General features: G+C 41.2%; 15 protein-coding genes. 8 read left to right on the forward strand and 7 right to left on the reverse strand.

Going from position 1 to position 15,322, the window contains the following annotated elements; all coding sequences use genetic code 11:
* Positions 1-26 precede the first annotated feature (26 nt).
* The 4 genes from MTN96_RS25930 (at position 27) to MTN96_RS25945 (ending at position 3,397) form a co-directional block, all read left to right on the forward strand.
* Complete coding sequence (locus MTN96_RS25930) at positions 27-1,382, forward strand: DNA-3-methyladenine glycosylase 2 family protein (RefSeq protein ID WP_248533145.1); 1,356 nt, start codon at positions 27-29, stop codon at positions 1,380-1,382.
* The gene (locus MTN96_RS25935; protein WP_029774244.1) at positions 1,379-1,849 is read left to right on the forward strand and encodes a methylated-DNA--[protein]-cysteine S-methyltransferase; all 471 of its coding nucleotides are present in this window, start codon (positions 1,379-1,381) and stop codon (positions 1,847-1,849) included. The genes MTN96_RS25930 and MTN96_RS25935 overlap by 4 nt, the downstream gene beginning before the upstream one ends.
* A 67-nt stretch (positions 1,850-1,916) precedes the next feature.
* Positions 1,917-2,711, forward strand: coding sequence for a hypothetical protein (locus MTN96_RS25940; RefSeq protein ID WP_029774243.1), 795 nt, complete (start codon positions 1,917-1,919; stop codon positions 2,709-2,711).
* A gap of 101 nt (positions 2,712-2,812) precedes the next feature.
* Positions 2,813-3,397, forward strand: a complete 585-nt coding sequence (locus MTN96_RS25945) for a thymidine kinase (RefSeq protein ID WP_024031955.1) — start codon at positions 2,813-2,815, stop codon at positions 3,395-3,397.
* Here the strand turns inward: MTN96_RS25945 and ltaE are convergent.
* Together ltaE and rlmF are read right to left on the reverse strand one after the other, a co-directional pair.
* A complete protein-coding gene (ltaE, locus tag MTN96_RS25950; protein WP_248533147.1) occupies positions 3,380-4,384 on the reverse strand; it encodes a low-specificity L-threonine aldolase in 1,005 nt (334 codons plus the stop codon). The genes MTN96_RS25945 and ltaE overlap by 18 nt on opposite strands.
* A gap of 49 nt (positions 4,385-4,433) precedes the next feature.
* Positions 4,434-5,366 carry a 23S rRNA (adenine(1618)-N(6))-methyltransferase RlmF gene (gene rlmF / locus MTN96_RS25955; protein WP_248533149.1) on the reverse strand — a complete coding sequence of 311 codons (933 nt, stop codon included), beginning with the start codon at positions 5,364-5,366 and terminating at the stop codon, positions 4,434-4,436.
* A gap of 128 nt (positions 5,367-5,494) precedes the next feature.
* Here rlmF and MTN96_RS25960 point away from each other — a divergent pair, with 128 nt between their 5' ends.
* A complete protein-coding gene (locus tag MTN96_RS25960; protein WP_054981806.1) occupies positions 5,495-6,397 on the forward strand; it encodes an alpha/beta fold hydrolase in 903 nt (300 codons plus the stop codon).
* A gap of 10 nt (positions 6,398-6,407) precedes the next feature.
* Here MTN96_RS25960 and MTN96_RS25965 read toward each other — a convergent pair whose 3' ends face one another.
* The 3 genes from MTN96_RS25965 to MTN96_RS25975 all read right to left on the reverse strand — a co-directional run bounded on the left by MTN96_RS25965 (position 6,408) and on the right by MTN96_RS25975 (position 10,994).
* Positions 6,408-7,835 carry a sulfotransferase gene (locus MTN96_RS25965; RefSeq protein WP_248533151.1) on the reverse strand — a complete coding sequence of 476 codons (1,428 nt, stop codon included), beginning with the start codon at positions 7,833-7,835 and terminating at the stop codon, positions 6,408-6,410.
* A gap of 86 nt (positions 7,836-7,921) precedes the next feature.
* The gene (locus tag MTN96_RS25970) at positions 7,922-10,501 is read right to left on the reverse strand and encodes a TonB-dependent siderophore receptor (protein ID WP_004588780.1); all 2,580 of its coding nucleotides are present in this window, start codon (positions 10,499-10,501) and stop codon (positions 7,922-7,924) included.
* A 325-nt stretch (positions 10,502-10,826) separates the two neighbouring features.
* Positions 10,827-10,994 carry an oxidoreductase-like domain-containing protein gene (locus tag MTN96_RS25975; RefSeq protein ID WP_138579151.1) on the reverse strand — a complete coding sequence of 56 codons (168 nt, stop codon included), beginning with the start codon at positions 10,992-10,994 and terminating at the stop codon, positions 10,827-10,829.
* Positions 10,995-11,098: 104 nt separating this feature from the next.
* On the opposite strand from MTN96_RS25975, the gene MTN96_RS25980 reads away from it, so the two are divergent.
* Positions 11,099-11,521 carry a hypothetical protein gene (locus MTN96_RS25980; protein ID WP_024031949.1) on the forward strand — a complete coding sequence of 141 codons (423 nt, stop codon included), beginning with the start codon at positions 11,099-11,101 and terminating at the stop codon, positions 11,519-11,521.
* A gap of 82 nt (positions 11,522-11,603) precedes the next feature.
* The gene (locus tag MTN96_RS25985; protein WP_248533153.1) at positions 11,604-12,965 is read left to right on the forward strand and encodes a M17 family metallopeptidase; all 1,362 of its coding nucleotides are present in this window, start codon (positions 11,604-11,606) and stop codon (positions 12,963-12,965) included.
* 17 nt (positions 12,966-12,982) lie between these two features.
* Here the strand turns inward: MTN96_RS25985 and MTN96_RS25990 are convergent, their stop codons facing one another.
* Together MTN96_RS25990 and MTN96_RS25995 are read right to left on the reverse strand one after the other, a co-directional pair.
* Positions 12,983-13,369 (reverse strand): VOC family protein, encoded by a 387-nt coding sequence (locus MTN96_RS25990; protein WP_004588776.1) that lies wholly within the window; start codon positions 13,367-13,369, stop codon positions 12,983-12,985.
* Between the two features lie 81 nt (positions 13,370-13,450).
* Entirely contained in the window at positions 13,451-14,530 is a 1,080-nt protein-coding gene (locus tag MTN96_RS25995) for a ketoacyl-ACP synthase III (protein WP_154945461.1), read from the reverse strand.
* Between the two features lie 368 nt (positions 14,531-14,898).
* On the opposite strand from MTN96_RS25995, the gene MTN96_RS26000 reads away from it, so the two are divergent.
* Positions 14,899-15,303 carry a DUF4440 domain-containing protein gene (locus MTN96_RS26000; protein WP_248533155.1) on the forward strand — a complete coding sequence of 135 codons (405 nt, stop codon included), beginning with the start codon at positions 14,899-14,901 and terminating at the stop codon, positions 15,301-15,303.
* The last annotated feature ends 19 nt before the right edge of the window (positions 15,304-15,322 follow it).

A 15,322-nucleotide genomic window follows, 5' to 3' on the forward strand; every position in this document is an offset into this window, starting at 1 on the left:
GTACGTTTTATTGATTAAGACCCTACATGAATAATCAGTATTGGCAAAAAGCACGGCAAAGCCGCGATGCAAGATTTGATGGCTTATTTTACGTTGCGGTAAAAAGCACCGGCATTTATTGTCGGCCAATTTGCCCCGCGCCCACCGCTCAAGAAAAAAATGTGGTGTATTATCAATATGCGCACAACGCAGCGCAAGCAGGCTTTAGACCGTGCATACGCTGCAGGCCCGATAGTGCTCCGGGCAGCGCTGCTTGGCAGGGGGTAAAAACGACCGCGCTTAGAGCTAAGCAGTTAATTGATTTAGGTGATAGCTGTAATTGCGAAATACTAGCTACTCGTTTGGGTATTACCAGTCGTTATTTGCGACGCATATTTAATCAGCACTTTGGTGTGTCTGTTACTCAGTATCGGTTATTTAACCAATGTCAGTTTGCTAAAAAGCTCATTCAAGAGACCACATTACCTATAACCGATATTGCATTTGCCGCTGGGTTTAAAAGTGTGCGACGTTTTAACGATGCTTTTTTACAACAGTTAAATATAGCCCCATCAAAGCTCAGAAAATCAAAAAAAGAGGCAACCCCTGTGATTGTATTAACACTCCCTTTTAGACCTCCTTACAATTGGCAGGCTTTGCACAGCTTTTTGTCAAAGCGGTTAATAGAGCCTATGGAGTGGATAACCCCAACCAGTTACGGGCGAACATTTAAGCTAAAAGGGGCGGTAGGTTATTTTAATGCGCACTTTAAGGCGCAAAATAACCATTTTAAAGTTGAAATAGTAATAAATAATACCGAGCACTTACAAAAAGTAATTAACAATATACGCCGTGTACTTGATGTAGATGCCGATATAAACCCTATTGAAAGCCACTTAAAAAATAGTATTAATGGGGCATTTACATTAAGTGAAGGGCTACGCTTACCTGGGATATGGTCAAGCTTTGAAGCGGGGATCCGGGCTGTATTGGGCCAACAAGTTAGCGTGGGGGCAGCGCACACTTTAGTAACAAAGCTGGTCGCAGAGCGCGGCGATAAACACGCAGATAAAGTGTATTTTCCACAGCCTGAGGATTTAGCGATATGCGACTTTGAATTTTTTAAAATGCCGCAATCGCGCAAAAATGCATTAAAAAATTTATCTAAGTACTGCGCTGATAACCCCGATAACAGGGTTTTGGATAATTGGCTCGATATAAAAGGCATAGGCCCATGGACTGTTAACTACGCTAAACTGCGCGGGCAAAGTAACCCAGATATACTATTAGCCGGCGATCTTGGGGTAAAAAAGGCGCTGATCAATGCTAAGCAATTTAACCCAGAGCTGAGCGCTCCATTTCGCTCGTACTTAACGTTTCAACTATGGCAGCAACTTTCATGATTATACAAACCGCAATTTCGAGCCCGATTGACGATGTTATTATTCAAGCGACTGAAAACGGGGTGAGCTATGTTGGTTTTTACCCAAAAACACACTACACCCATACACCCGTTGAGCAAGTAACAAATGAAGCGGTTTTAATCTGCGTAAAGCAATTAAACGAATACTTTAATGGTCAGCGCAAAACCTTTAATGTGCCATTAGATACGCAAGGTACGCCTTTTCAAAATGGTGTGTGGCAAGCGTTGCTCAGCGTCCCTTTTGGCAAAACCATGACCTACGGTGATATAGCTAAACAATTAAATAACCCTAAGGCGGTAAGAGCAGTCGGGGCTGCAAATGGCAAAAACCCCATTAGTATTATTGTGCCATGCCATCGAATTATTGGTGCAAACTCTAAGCTTACCGGGTACGCTGGTGGCCTTGAGAGAAAAAGTTGGCTACTAAAGCATGAAGGAATAATTTAACAGTTACAGTACTGGCAGCTTTGTTATCACAAGCTACAATTTACATTATTTACTAATAAAAATTATTATGAGTATCAGCAGCTTAAATTATTTATTTATATTTGGTTTGATGTTTTCTTCAGCAGTGTTTGCTAACCCTCAAACGCTTATATTTTGCTACGAAGATAAAGACGTTGCACCTATGTTTTTGGGCATTGGGCAAGAGGTACCTATAGATAACCCTGGCGCCTCAATTGAAATTTTAAAGCAACTGGATGCCGACATACCCAATGTGTCTATTTCATTTGTTAGAAAACCATGGCGCAGATGCCTAAACGATTTAGAGCTCAACCGTGTTAATGCCGTTATTGCCAGCTATCGTGATGGGCGTGAACGTTTTGCGGTGTACCCTACAAACGAAAAAGGGGTGTTGCTAGAAAAATTTGCAGTGAGTCGTTTTAGTAGCTGTTTAATAGGGCGGGCTCGTTTTCATAAACAATGGCAAACACGTGAAGTATTTCAAAATAAAGCGTTTACTATCGCCATTCCTAATGGCTATGGCTTAAACAGCGCGCTAAAAGAAGAGCCTTTTTATATTCATAATACTTTTTCAAAAGACAAAGCTTTTGAATTACTTGATAAAGGAGTGGTACAGGCAAGTGTTGATTTATGCCAAGTAGATGACTTAAAAGTGTCGAGCTATCAACATAAAGGGAGCGATGTAAAACCCCTTTACCCACCTTATGAAACAACAGACGGTTATTTAATTTTTTCAAAGCAGTTTTACCAGCAAAATAGCCAGCTTAGTAAAGAGATATGGCAATGGTTAGCGCGCTTTGACAGTGCACAAATTTATATAAAATACTTGCAAGCTGTTGAGTAATAAGAAAATCAAAGCGCTTATTAACTAAAATAGCGATATGAAATTGGTATTAATCGCATATTAAGGTAGCATAAGCGCACTTTTTATCTTAAGGCACGGCAATGGCTCAATTATACTTTTACTACTCTGCGATGAATGCGGGTAAATCAACCACCTTATTACAATCTGCGTTTAACTATCGTGAGCGCGGTATGGAGCCAGTTATTTTAACGGCTGCAATTGATAACCGCTCTGGTGTAGGAAAAGTATCGTCTCGTATCGGGCTGCAAGCTGATGCGCATATATTTGATTCGTCAAAAAATGTTTTTGAGCTGATCCAAAATCTGCAAAACGAAAAAAAGCGCCATTGTGTATTGGTTGATGAATGCCAGTTTTTGTCTAAAGAGCAAGTTATGCAGCTGACGGATGTGGTTGACGAACTTGGTATTCCGGTATTGTGTTATGGCCTGCGAAGCGACTTTAGAGGTGAGTTATTTATTGGCTCTCAGTACTTGCTAGCATGGGCCGATAAACTGGTTGAGCTTAAAACAGTGTGCCATTGCGGCCGTAAAGCCAATCATGTGTTGCGTACAGATGAAAACGGCAATGCCATTGCCGATGGTAACCAAGTAGAAATTGGCGGCAACGACCGTTATGTGTCGGTGTGCCGCAAGCATTATAAGGCTGAGTTAAATATGGGCCGCTAAGGCTCGTATAAAAGTATCTATATCATCTTGGTTTATATCAAGATGAGTGACTAGCCTAAGCTGTTTGCTTGGGCTAATTAATATGCCTTGTTGTGCTAATTGCTCGCTAATATGCGCTATATTTAACTCACTTGAATAGCGCGCATACACCATGTTAGTGGTGTTACTCATATCAACGCTAAACCCATCGAGCTCATTAAGCTTACTTGCTAAATAACGCGCATTAGCGTGGTCGTCTTTTAAGCGAGAGACGTTATTTTCAAGTGCGTATTGCCCCGCGGCTGCCAGCATTCCGGCTTGGCGCATGCCACCACCGAGTACTTTTCTCCAGCGCCGTGCTTTTGTGATAAGCGCCTTTGTGCCTAGTAATAGCGAGCCAACGGGAGCACCTAGCCCTTTTGATAAGCAAATTGAAACAGAGTCAAAATGCTGGGTTATATCTGTAATATCAACGTTTAATTCAACTGCTGCATTAAACGCACGTGCGCCATCTAAGTGCAGAGCTAACGAGTGCTCATTTACAAAATGACGTGCTTTGGCTAAGTAGCTAAGGGGGAGCACTTTTCCGCCTATGGTGTTTTCAAGGCTAAGTAAGCGGGTGTTGGCAAAATGGCTATCGTTTGGTTTTATTGCTGCGGCAATTTTATCAAAGCAGAGGCTGCCATCGGGTTCATTCTCAATCGGTTGTGGTTGAATAGAGCCTAATACTGCAGCGCCACCGCCTTCAAATTTATAGTTATGGGCATTTTGCCCGCAAATATATTCATCTCCGCGTTCGCAATGAGCCATAAGCGCAAGTAAATTAGCTTGCGTGCCAGAGCTACAATAAAGTGCGGCTTCAAAGCTAAAACGCTCACTTGCATAGGCTTCTAGCTGGTTTACGCTAGGATCATCCCCGTACACATCATCGCCTACTGGCGCGCTATACATTACATCGCGCATGGCTTTTGAAGGTTTAGTAACCGTGTCTGAGCGAAAATCTATCATGGTTGTTATTCCTTTATTAAGTACTACAGGCTTTATTGTTTTTATGGGTTTAAACAAGCTCTTCAAAAATTTGTTCACGCGTGGCTTTATCAAAATAACTCCAGGCAATAAAGCGACTTACTTTTTGTCCTTGTGCCATGTCTATAATTTTATATTCGGCAATAGGGAGGGTGCTTAATTTATTTTCTAACACTTTAAGTGTTTCTTTTTTTGAAACCAAGGAGGTAAACCATATTACTTGCTCTGCAAATTGCTCACTTTGAGCAATCATATTGCTAACAAACTGTGCTTCGCCGCCTTCGCACCATAGCTCATTATTTTGCCCGCCAAAATTAAGGGTGTTTTTAGGTGATTTTCCTAAGTTTTTCCATTTGCGCTGCGACCCTTTACTGGCCTCTTCTGCGCTTGCGTGAAAAGGGGGGTTACACAGGGTTAAATGAAATAAATCTTTTTGATTTATAATGTTTTCAAAAATAGATGATGCGTTTTTTTGGTGTTTAAGGGTTATTTTTAAACCATTAAATTGGGCGATTTGCTTCGCTATTTTTATAGAATTTGCATCGATGTCGCTACCAGTAAAGTGCCAGTTGTATTCATGATTACCCGTTAACGGGTAGACCAAATTGGCCCCTGTGCCAATATCGAGCACCTTAATTTGCCTGCCAGTTGGAATATTTTGTTGGTTGTCGCCGCTTAATAAGTCTGCCAAGTAATGAATGTAATCAACGCGACCAGGAATAGGAGGGCATAGGTTATGCTCAGGAATATCCCAAAAATCTATTTTATAATGCGCTTTTAAAAGCGCTTGATTAAGCGTTTTTACTGCTGTGTTATTGGTAAAATCAATGCTTTTACTCCCCGCAGGGGTGACGATGATGAAAGGGGTTAACGCATCATGCTTATCGCATAGCATGTCTAAATCGTAGCCATGTAAATGTTGGTTGCGTGGGTGGAGTTTGTTAGTGACTTGTTTTGATTTCATAGCATTAATTTAGCAATTAAATAATGGCGCAATTGTATCAAATGCCCCACTAAAAAGTGCAACCATTTACTTTAGAATTAACAGTGGTACTGGTAGGATGAGTGGCTAAAAATAATAAAGGAAAATTTGTGGCAATTACACAGCACTCACATTTTGTTCAACTAGGCAATCAGCAAACGCTGCATTTACGCCGTATAGCAAACGACAAGCAAGCGGGCCCCGTGGTGTTTTTTATGCACGGCGCAGTAGAAAATGGCAAAATTTTTTATACTCATAGCAATAAAGGGCTAGCCCCTTATTTGGCTGAGCAAGGCTACTGCTGTTATGTAGCAGACCTGCGCGGACGTGGAGAGAGCAAGCCGCTTATTTCGCCGCAGGCTAAATATGGTCAAACAGAGGCAATAGTAGAAGATATCCCCGCCTTTATTAATTACATTGAACAATTCGAGGGTAAAAAGCCAGACTATTGGGTTGCTCACTCTTGGGGGGGCGTTTTAATGAATAGCGTTTTTGCACGTTTTCCTGAGTATTTAAAAGAGGTTAAAGCGTGTGCTTATTTTGGCTCTAAACGATCTTTGTTTAACAATCACCCTAAAAAGTTACTACAAGCAAATGTAATTTGGTACTTTATGGCGCCCATATTGGCTAAAAAACAGGGGTACTTAAACGCAAAAGGCTATAAGTGGGGCAGCGATAACGAATCGCAAAAGTCGCATTATCAGAGCATGCAGTGGGCTAAAAAAAGGCCATGGATAGATAGCGATGATGGTTTTGACTATGCAAAAGCCTTAGCTAAAGTGCAGGTGCCTCCTACACTACATATTGGCGCTGTAAACGATAAGGCTCTTGCGCAGCCTATTGATATTAAAAAGTTTATGGCAGAGTCCGGACCTGGAAAACAAACCCTTAAAATTTATGGCAAGCGCCATGGTCATAGTGTGGATTACGATCATATTAATATGCTTACTCACCCTCAGGCACGGGATGAGCAATTTAAAGATGTTGTAAGCTGGTTTAACGAGCACAGTTAGGCAATTAGGCTCATTCAAACTGTTTTAAAAGCGGTGTTTTATAGCGCTCCCAATGCGCGAGTGCCTGTGTATTAATTGGCTGCCTAATGGCTTGTTTGCTTAATGTGCTAACAGCAGCCTTACGCTTATAAAATGCTAAGCATTGCGGTTCATACTCACATCCTAAAAACGAAAATAAAGCACTTAGCTGCGACTCAGGCTCGGCAACTATTTGCTCATAATGAATATCGTATAGCGGTAATGAGGGCAGGCTGCGCCAATGATCCATTAATTTTGCATACAACGCATGGTAAAGTTTGAATTCTTTTAAATCACAAAAGTACGGCTCATTTTCGGCAAAGTAGTTACTGAACACCGAAAAAGCAGTGGCGTTAAAATCCCTACTTAAATTAATAAATTTAGCATTAGGGAACAGCAAGTAAATTAAGCCAATAGACTGATAGTTACTCGGTAGCTTATTAATAATGAAAGGGCGTATAGGCTGTGCTTTTTTTAACTCTTCAATATAAATATTGCGAGCTTTTGCGATTAAATCGTTACTAAGTGCGCTTAAGCATTGCGGGTAAGGGGTTTGCGTTTGCTGCTCTATAAATGCCACCACTTGGTTAGCGATACTGGTGTTTTCACCTAATGTGGCAAACTGTGAGTGGCAGGCCATCATTTGCTCAAGTAAGGTTGAGCCGCTGCGGGGCATACCAATAATAAACACGGGCGTAATAGTGCCGGTAAAAGTGTGTTCGGCAGATGCAATTAGCTGTTGTGTATTATGCGTTATAATTGCCTCATAGAAAGGCACTAAGTCACTGGTTTTAAAGTGAGTAAGCTTTTTTTGAAGTTTGTTGGCAAGCACATAATAGTTAAATGCTTGCTCTGTATCTTCTAGTTTGTCGTAGCTTTTACCTAACGCGTAGTAACACACCATTTTTAAACGCACGTTATTCGTTTGCGTTAAAAAGTGGTGCAGGTTGCTCACATAATTATGTTCTTTATTGAAACGGCCTAATTGTACTAGTTCAAATAAAATATAGGCAGTTACGGGGTAAAGCCTCATGCTTAGCGCATGCGCAAATGTGGTGTGTGCTTTGTCTAATTCGCCGTAGCTTAAATAATGCTGAGCTAAATAATAATGAGGCTCTGGGTTATGGCTTGCGAGGCTTTTAGCATATTCGAGTACTTTAATCGCATCATTAGGGGAATTAACACCGTTAAATGCATCGGCAAGGGCGTGCAGTGGCTCAAGCATATGGGGTAAACGTTCGCATGCTTTTTGTAATAAGTATACCGCTGCATCAAAGCGCTCTAACCTAAGTGCTATCCTGCCTAAACCAAATAATGCTTCGCCGCTTTGCGGGTTACTATTTAAAATTGCTTTAAAATGAAACTCGGCTTCTTTGAGTTTATTTTCTTGTAGTAATTGATTGGCTTTTTTAATTAGCATGATGAGGCATTATTGTTTTTTAATTAATATAAAATAAAAAAGGCGAAATGTCTTAACATTTCGCCTTGGTTTATCATGAAAAAATATTAGAAAGTATAGGTTGCTTTCGCGTAGTAGAAGCCACCGTTAATACCGTATGGAGACGTTTCGTAGTATTGGCCACCCCAGTTATTGTTAGGGATACCCGTACGGTCTTCAAAATCAAGTTTTTCAGCGTCTTGGTCAAAGATGTTTTGTGCACCTACCGAGAAGCTAATAGACTCATTTAAGAAGTACGTTATTTCAGCGTCAATGGTCACGGCTGCGTCAGCTGTTTTTGCTGTTGCATCGTAATCTACGTGAACACCTTGGTATTCGCCGTAGTAATTAGCACGGGTAAACATTGAAAAAGATTCCCACTGCTGTGCCCAAGTAAGCGTTGCACGGTGGTTAGGTAAATCTTCTTCTAAACGCTTAACTTTAAACTCACCGGTAATGTCGCTGAACTTAGTTACCTCAGTTTCATTCCAGTTGTAAGCAAGGCTAAATGTAGAGCTTCCGCCTAACATGTCAGCTGTGTAGTTTGCTACTAAGTCAATACCTTGCGTTGTTGTATCAAAGTCATTTGTGAAAAAGCTTACTTGTGCATAGCTTTGCGCATTTGGTACGCCTGCTGCTTCTAACGTGTCTTTATCATCTTGGCTAAGTACAATTTTTTCAGATTGGCTGATACGGTCATCAACTTCAATGTTGTAGTAATCAAGTGTTACAAATAAATCCCCAATAGTGTAAACCGCACCTAGTGTGTAACTTTGCGATTCTTCTGGCTCAAGCTCTGTACCACCTAATTGCACTGCAATTGGGTTTGTTGGTGGTAAAAGTGCTGAATCTTGTAATACACCGTCACTTAAGTTGGTTTGTACGTTACTTACGTTAGCTTGGCCAACAGTAGGGGCACGGAAACCTGTGCTTACTGAGCCACGAATATTTAGATCTTCAGTTACGTGGTACTGCGCCATTACTTTGTAGTTTGTTGTTGTACCAAAGCTGTCGTAATCTTCAAAACGTACCGCAAGGCCCATTAAGAATTCTTCTGTAAATGGTGCTTCAATATCTACATAAGCTGCGTAGTTACGGCGTGTATATTCGCCTGCATCAGAAGGTTTGAAACCAGGGAAACCATTAGAGCCAATACCAAAACCTTGCTCAGTTAAAGGACCTGCAGTGAATGATGCTTCATCACCCGAAATTACAGTAAATGTTTCTTCGTGCCATTCTAAACCACCGGCAATATTTACATCGTACGCTAGGTCAAAATCAAAGCCTTTAGAAAGGTCAAAGTTAAAGTTTTTCTCTAGTTGCTCATATTTACCTGGGCTAAAATCACGTGGGCTGTCTGCACCTAATGACGCATTAACCGTGTCGTAAATAAAGTAGCGAGATTCGTTTAAACCCACCGTACCACTTAAATCGTAAAATGCATCTTTAAGGAAACCACCCGTAAACATACCCTTTGTACCAATAGTTAAAGAGGTATCGGTAATGTTGCCACCAAAGTTAGGTGTAAAACCGCCAGGAATGGTTTCGTTAAATGCAAAACAATCAGGATTATTAGCAACACCGCTAATGTAGTCTGGGTTATCTAGTACGTTGTCATCAATTGCGATAGTTGGACAGTTACCGCTCATGTCTTCTGTTAAATCGGCAACAAGTAGTGTTTCACCGCCGTCATTTGAGTATACACCTGGGCGAGTATGCGGGTTACGGTAGTAAAAACCACCACGTACATCACGCTCAGAGTAGTTACCAAACATATAAAATTCTGAGTCGTTTGTTAGTTCTAAACCAAAGTTACCAAAAATTGAAATGTCGTCATCAACCTCTGGAGCACCCCAAACTTGCGCAAGCGAAGACACTTCTGGTACACCTGCAGCAGAAAGTGCGGCTGCATCAGGGCGTTGCTCTGAGCGACTTGTTGCATCTGCTGTTTTATATTGAAAACTTAAGTTAGCAAAGCCGTTGTCGGTAAATGGTAAGCCTACGTTACCCGATATCTGTGTTGTATCACCGTCGCCTTCGTAGTATTGACCATGGCGTACTTCAAATTTACCGCCTTCAGAGGCATCTTTAAGTTGGAAGTTCATTACACCTGCGATTGCATCTGAGCCGTATTGTGCTGCTGCACCATCACGTAGTACTTCTACTTGCTTAAGTGCAATGCTAGGAATAACTGAAATATCAGCGCCTTGTGCACCATCGTTAATACCACCACCTAAAAATGCAATAACAGAAGCACGGTGACGGCGTTTACCGTTTAAAAGAATTAATGTGCTGTCTGAAGGTAAGCCACGTAAGTTAGCTGGGCGTACTAGTGATGCAGCATCACTGATTGGGTTTTGGTGAACATTAAAAGAAGGAACAGAGCCTTTAAGTAGCTCTAGCATGTCTGTGTTACCAGACTTTTCTAGCTCTTCACCGCCAATAATATCAATAGGAACCGGTGAATCACCAATAGAGCGTGGCGCTGAGCGAGTACCCACTACGGCAATTTTTTCAACGTTTTTATTAACTTTAGTTTCACTTTCTTCTGCTGCAACAGCAGAACCTGAAATAAACAAACCTGCGGTGGTTGTTGTTGCTAATGCAAATTTAATTGCTTGATTTAGCGCATTGCTTTTAAGTTTCATTCTAATTTTCCCCAGTTAGAATATATTTTGTACGTAATGCAGTAATTAACATTACTTATTTATAATTTTGGACGTATTCACATGGGGATAAAGAGTCAACCTACTCAACTTCTTAAAGCTAAAAGCCCACCTCATGTGAAGTCCTATGTACAGCCTATACATAAAAAACTTTCAGGGCAATTAATAATTAACTCTTTAATAACAAAAAGTTCAAAATAAAATATATTTGCAACAATGGTGCAGTATGTAACTAATTTGAACTAATAAAGTGCGATTTTAACGCTTTTTCGAAGATTTAATGCGCGAAGTGAGTGGGTAAATGTTATCAATTTGTTTCTTTTGGTGAGGCAGGTGGTGTGTTTTGCGCTTGCCAGTCACGATATTTTTGTCTGTATTCGTCCCACACGCAAGGGCTACAGCTACCTCCGCCGCAGCATTCATCAGGCTGTGGTTTTTGGGGTTTGAGGAGTACTATTATTTGTTTGTTTTGCATAAAAATGAGCTTGTGAGCACTGTTATGGTGCAAAAGAGTAAAGTATAGGGCGTATTAAGTAAATTATTCTTGTGTAAAACCCTTTATGTGTGAAAATAAAGGGTATGCGATTATATAAAGTTATTCACCGTGCGCCTTGGCGGGTAGTTAAAATTAGTAAAAAGCGCCAACAGCTTCGCTTTCGTCGTGCAATGGTGGCGCTAAAAATTGCTCTTGCGCAAGAAAGGCAAGAAACCATAGAAATGCTCACCATTTATAGGCGTTACACGCAGGGGCAAACCAGCAAAGAAGAGTTAAAGCGTGCTAATGAGCAATTTGTAGATATTTTAAAAGGGCTTGGCTTAGGTGTATTTGCCGTACTGCCGTTTGCCCCTATTACTATTCCATTGGTTGTAAAGCTAGGCAGAATGGTAGGTGTAGATGTATTGCCTAGCTCGTTTAACATTAATAAACCAGTTAAAGAGCTAGACGCTGAAATAGTTAAAGAGGATTTAAAACAACACACTAAAGCGCCAAATAAAGAATAAATCTGGCTAAAATTAGCTATACCTTTTAGCCGGTCTTATTGGTATGCTTTGAGCTACCATTTTTTATTATATGAGCTTTTCAATGAGTGCATTACTTCGTCATACTTCTTCTGGTATTCCTTTATCTTTTATTCTTAAAAACGAGTTAACTGACTGGCAATCACAACAACCGGCTTTTATCCAAACATGGTTAACAAATAGCGGCTTTGAAAAGCAAGGTTTAGCGCTTGTGCCTGACGCGCAAACCGGTGAGCTAAGCCACGTTTATTGTTTATTACAAAGCCAAAATGATTTTTGGGCCGCAGGCGAGCTTGCCAATAAATTACCGCTGGGCACGTATCAAATTCAAGGCGATGATGCCTTTATAGAGCAAGTCGCGCTTGGTTTTGTGTTAGGCGGCTATGAATTTAGTGAATATAAAGAAAAACCAACGGCCAAAGCACAATTAGCCATTGCCGATGAAGCGCTGTATCAGCGTATTAAGCAACAAGCTGATGCCATTTATTTAGCGCGTGATTTAGTAAACACACCTGCGGTAGATATGATGCCGCAGCATTTATCGCAAGTAATGGAAGATTTAGCCAATAATTACAAGGGTGAATTTACCCAGTGGATTGGCGATGAGCTACTTGAGCAAAATTACCCAACAATACACATGGTCGGACGCGCGAGCGAAAACAAACCGCGTTTACTTGATTTAAAATGGGGCGATGAAAACGCACCACTTATTACCTTAGTTGGTAAAGGGGTATGTTTTGACTCTGGCGGGCTTGATTTAAAACCAAGCTCGGGCATGCGTAACATGAAAAAAGACATGGGCGGGGCAGCGCACGTTATTGCTCTAGCGCAGCTAATTATGGCGGCTAATTTACCAATTAGACTGCGTGTTTTAGTGCCTGCGGTTGAAAACGCGGTATCGCGAAATGCATTTCGCCCAGGTGATGTAATTAAAACGCGTAAAGGCATTATGGTAGAAATTGACAATACCGATGCTGAAGGGCGTTTAGTATTGTGTGATGCGCTTAGCGAGGCACAAAACGATAACCCTGAGCTAATTATTGACTTTGCGACCCTTACCGGTGCTTGTCGTGTTGCTTTAGGTACTGAGTTACCAGGCTTTTTCTCAACAGAGCGCGATGTAGCAAATGGTATTATTGATGCCGGTATGGATGTAAGCGACCCAGTATGGCAATTGCCTTTATTTGATCAGTACAAAAGCTTTTTAAAGAGCGATGTAGCCGATATGGCAAACTGTGCCAGCACACCATTTGGTGGTGCAATTACCGCGGCGCTTTATTTAAAAGAGTTTGTAGAGCCAACCACACCCTGGGTACATTTTGATGTAATGGCGTGGAATTTACGTGCTTTACCTGGGCGCCCAACCGGCGGCGAAGCGTTAGGTATTCGTGCGGTATTTAATTACTTGCAAAGCCGCTTTAAATAAACCTTGTTATACGAGGGTTATACCTCGTATAACTCAAGCGGTAAGTTATCTGGATCGGCAAAAAAGGTGAATTTTTTGCCGGTTATTTCATCCACTCTTATCTCTTCCACAGTTATATTTTGTGACTCTAAATACTGCTTTGCTTGGGCAACGTTTTTAACTTTAAATGCTAAATGCCTTAAGCCTTGCGCTTCTGGGTAGCTTGGTCTTGCAGGTGCTCCATCAAACGAAAATAACTCTATTTGGCTGCCATCAGGCATCGCTAAATCTAATTTATACGAATTACGCGCGGCCCTAAAATGCTCGTTAATAACTTTAAGTTTAAGTACGTTACTATAAAAGTGCTTAGAGCGGGCGTAGTCACTGCAAATAATAGCAGCATGATGAATGCCTAATAGTTCCATGTAGTTAGCTCCATGAGTTTGTTCTCCTAAAAACAAAAACGCACTAAAAAGTGCGTTTAATTTTTATGTGCTTAAAAACGTTTAGCTAGGCTCAGCGTCTTTGCAGGCTTTAACTGCGGGGGCTACAAGCTCAAGGCCTGTTAGCTCACACGGTGGCAAAGTTGCATCACTTACTTTAATCGGCATAACACGCTCGCCCCATTTTATATAGCTTGCTGCCCACGTTAAACCTGCGCCAAACGCTGCCGACATAATATTTGAATGCGGCTTAATTAAGCCTTGCTCTACGGCTTCACATAACGCAATAGCAATCGTGGCGGCTGAGGTATTGCCGTAGTCAGCAATGTTTACCATTACTTTTTCATCCGGCACTTTTAAACGATGCTGAATTGCTTGAATAATACGTAAATTAGCTTGGTGTGGCACTAATACGTTAATGTCATCAAGGCTTAGATTGGCTTGCGTTAATACATCATCACACGCTTCGCTCATACCTTTAACGGCACGTTTGAATATTTCACGGCCTTCAAATAGTAAGTCTGATGGGCCAATTGGCTCATATTTATTTAAATCACTACCAAAGTTGGTGATATGCAAAATGTCTCTGTCTTCGCTGTCGCAACCGGTTTTAGTACCAAGTAGGCCTGCTGGTGTATCTGCGGCTTCGAGTACTACTGCGCCTGCACCATCACCAAATAATACAGCGCTGTCACGGCGTGACCAGTTTACATACCAGGTCATGCGCTCAGCAGCTATAACCACGGCTTTTTTAATCATACCTGCCTGAATTTGAGCAGTAGCTGCCTGAAGAGCATATAAAAAACCAGAACACGCAGCATTGGTATCCATAGCTGCAGCGCCGGTAGCACCAATGTTTTTCTGTACTAAAGAGGCGGTATTGGCCACCACAGTAGAAGGGGTACACGTTGCTAAAATAACTAAATCGATATCTTTTGCGTCAATCCCTGCACAATCGATGGCGTGCTTTGCGGCAACGGTTGCAAGTTCTGCAGTGCTAACATGGCTAACCCTACGAGATTTAATACCAGTACGTGTGGTGATCCACTCATCGTTGGTATCAACTATTTCGCTAATTTCATCGTTGCTAATGCTTGCTGGTGGAATACATTTACCCCAACCAGTAATATGTGCGTAGGCCATAGTGTGTTCTCTTAAAAAGGTGGTCTGACGTGTATTGCTAATGGGTGAGTTATATCAAAAATTGCCCTTTAAGAGAAGTTATTAACCTGTTTTGTCTCGTAAATAATAGTAATTGTGGGCAATTTAACGTAAAGCTTGTTTAAAGAGTAAGCAAGTATTAAAACTATACGTAGCGATGTGTTAAACAGCATATAATTGAAAAGCACATGACTTTGCGGCTTTACTTCAACGTAAGTGGCTTGCGTTTATGGCACTGCGTTCAAGCTGTTAGCTTGAGTGAATTAAAGTAAGCCGATATTATTAATTACTGCCCGTTTAACGTATAAACACATAAACACGTGGCAATTGCATACATAATAAGGAAGCCCATGAGCAATAAAATAAAAGTGTCGTTGTTTAATCACTTGATTGAGGCCGAACGACAGTTGCTCGACCCCGATGTCCGTCAATCAAGCCATGCATTAAATGCCTTACTTGATGATGAGTTTATTGAAATTGCAGCTAATGGCACCGTATTTGATAAGCAGCAAGTACTCACACGTTTACCTACCGAGGTTGTTCCGCAGTTTTATAATCAGCACTTTAAAGGGCGAATGCTTAGCGATGATGTCGCGCAAATTAGTTACCAAGCCGCTTATAGGCGCTCAGCCCGAAGTGAGTTTAATTACTCCTTACGTATGTCGCTTTGGCGTAAAAGTAATGAACAATGGAAAATGGTGTTTCATCAAGGGACCCCGTGCGCGCTGTTTACTATATCAATGGATGAAGATTAACTTTTTAACGTATTAAATT

Source organism: Pseudoalteromonas sp. 2CM28B, from assembly GCF_023161935.1.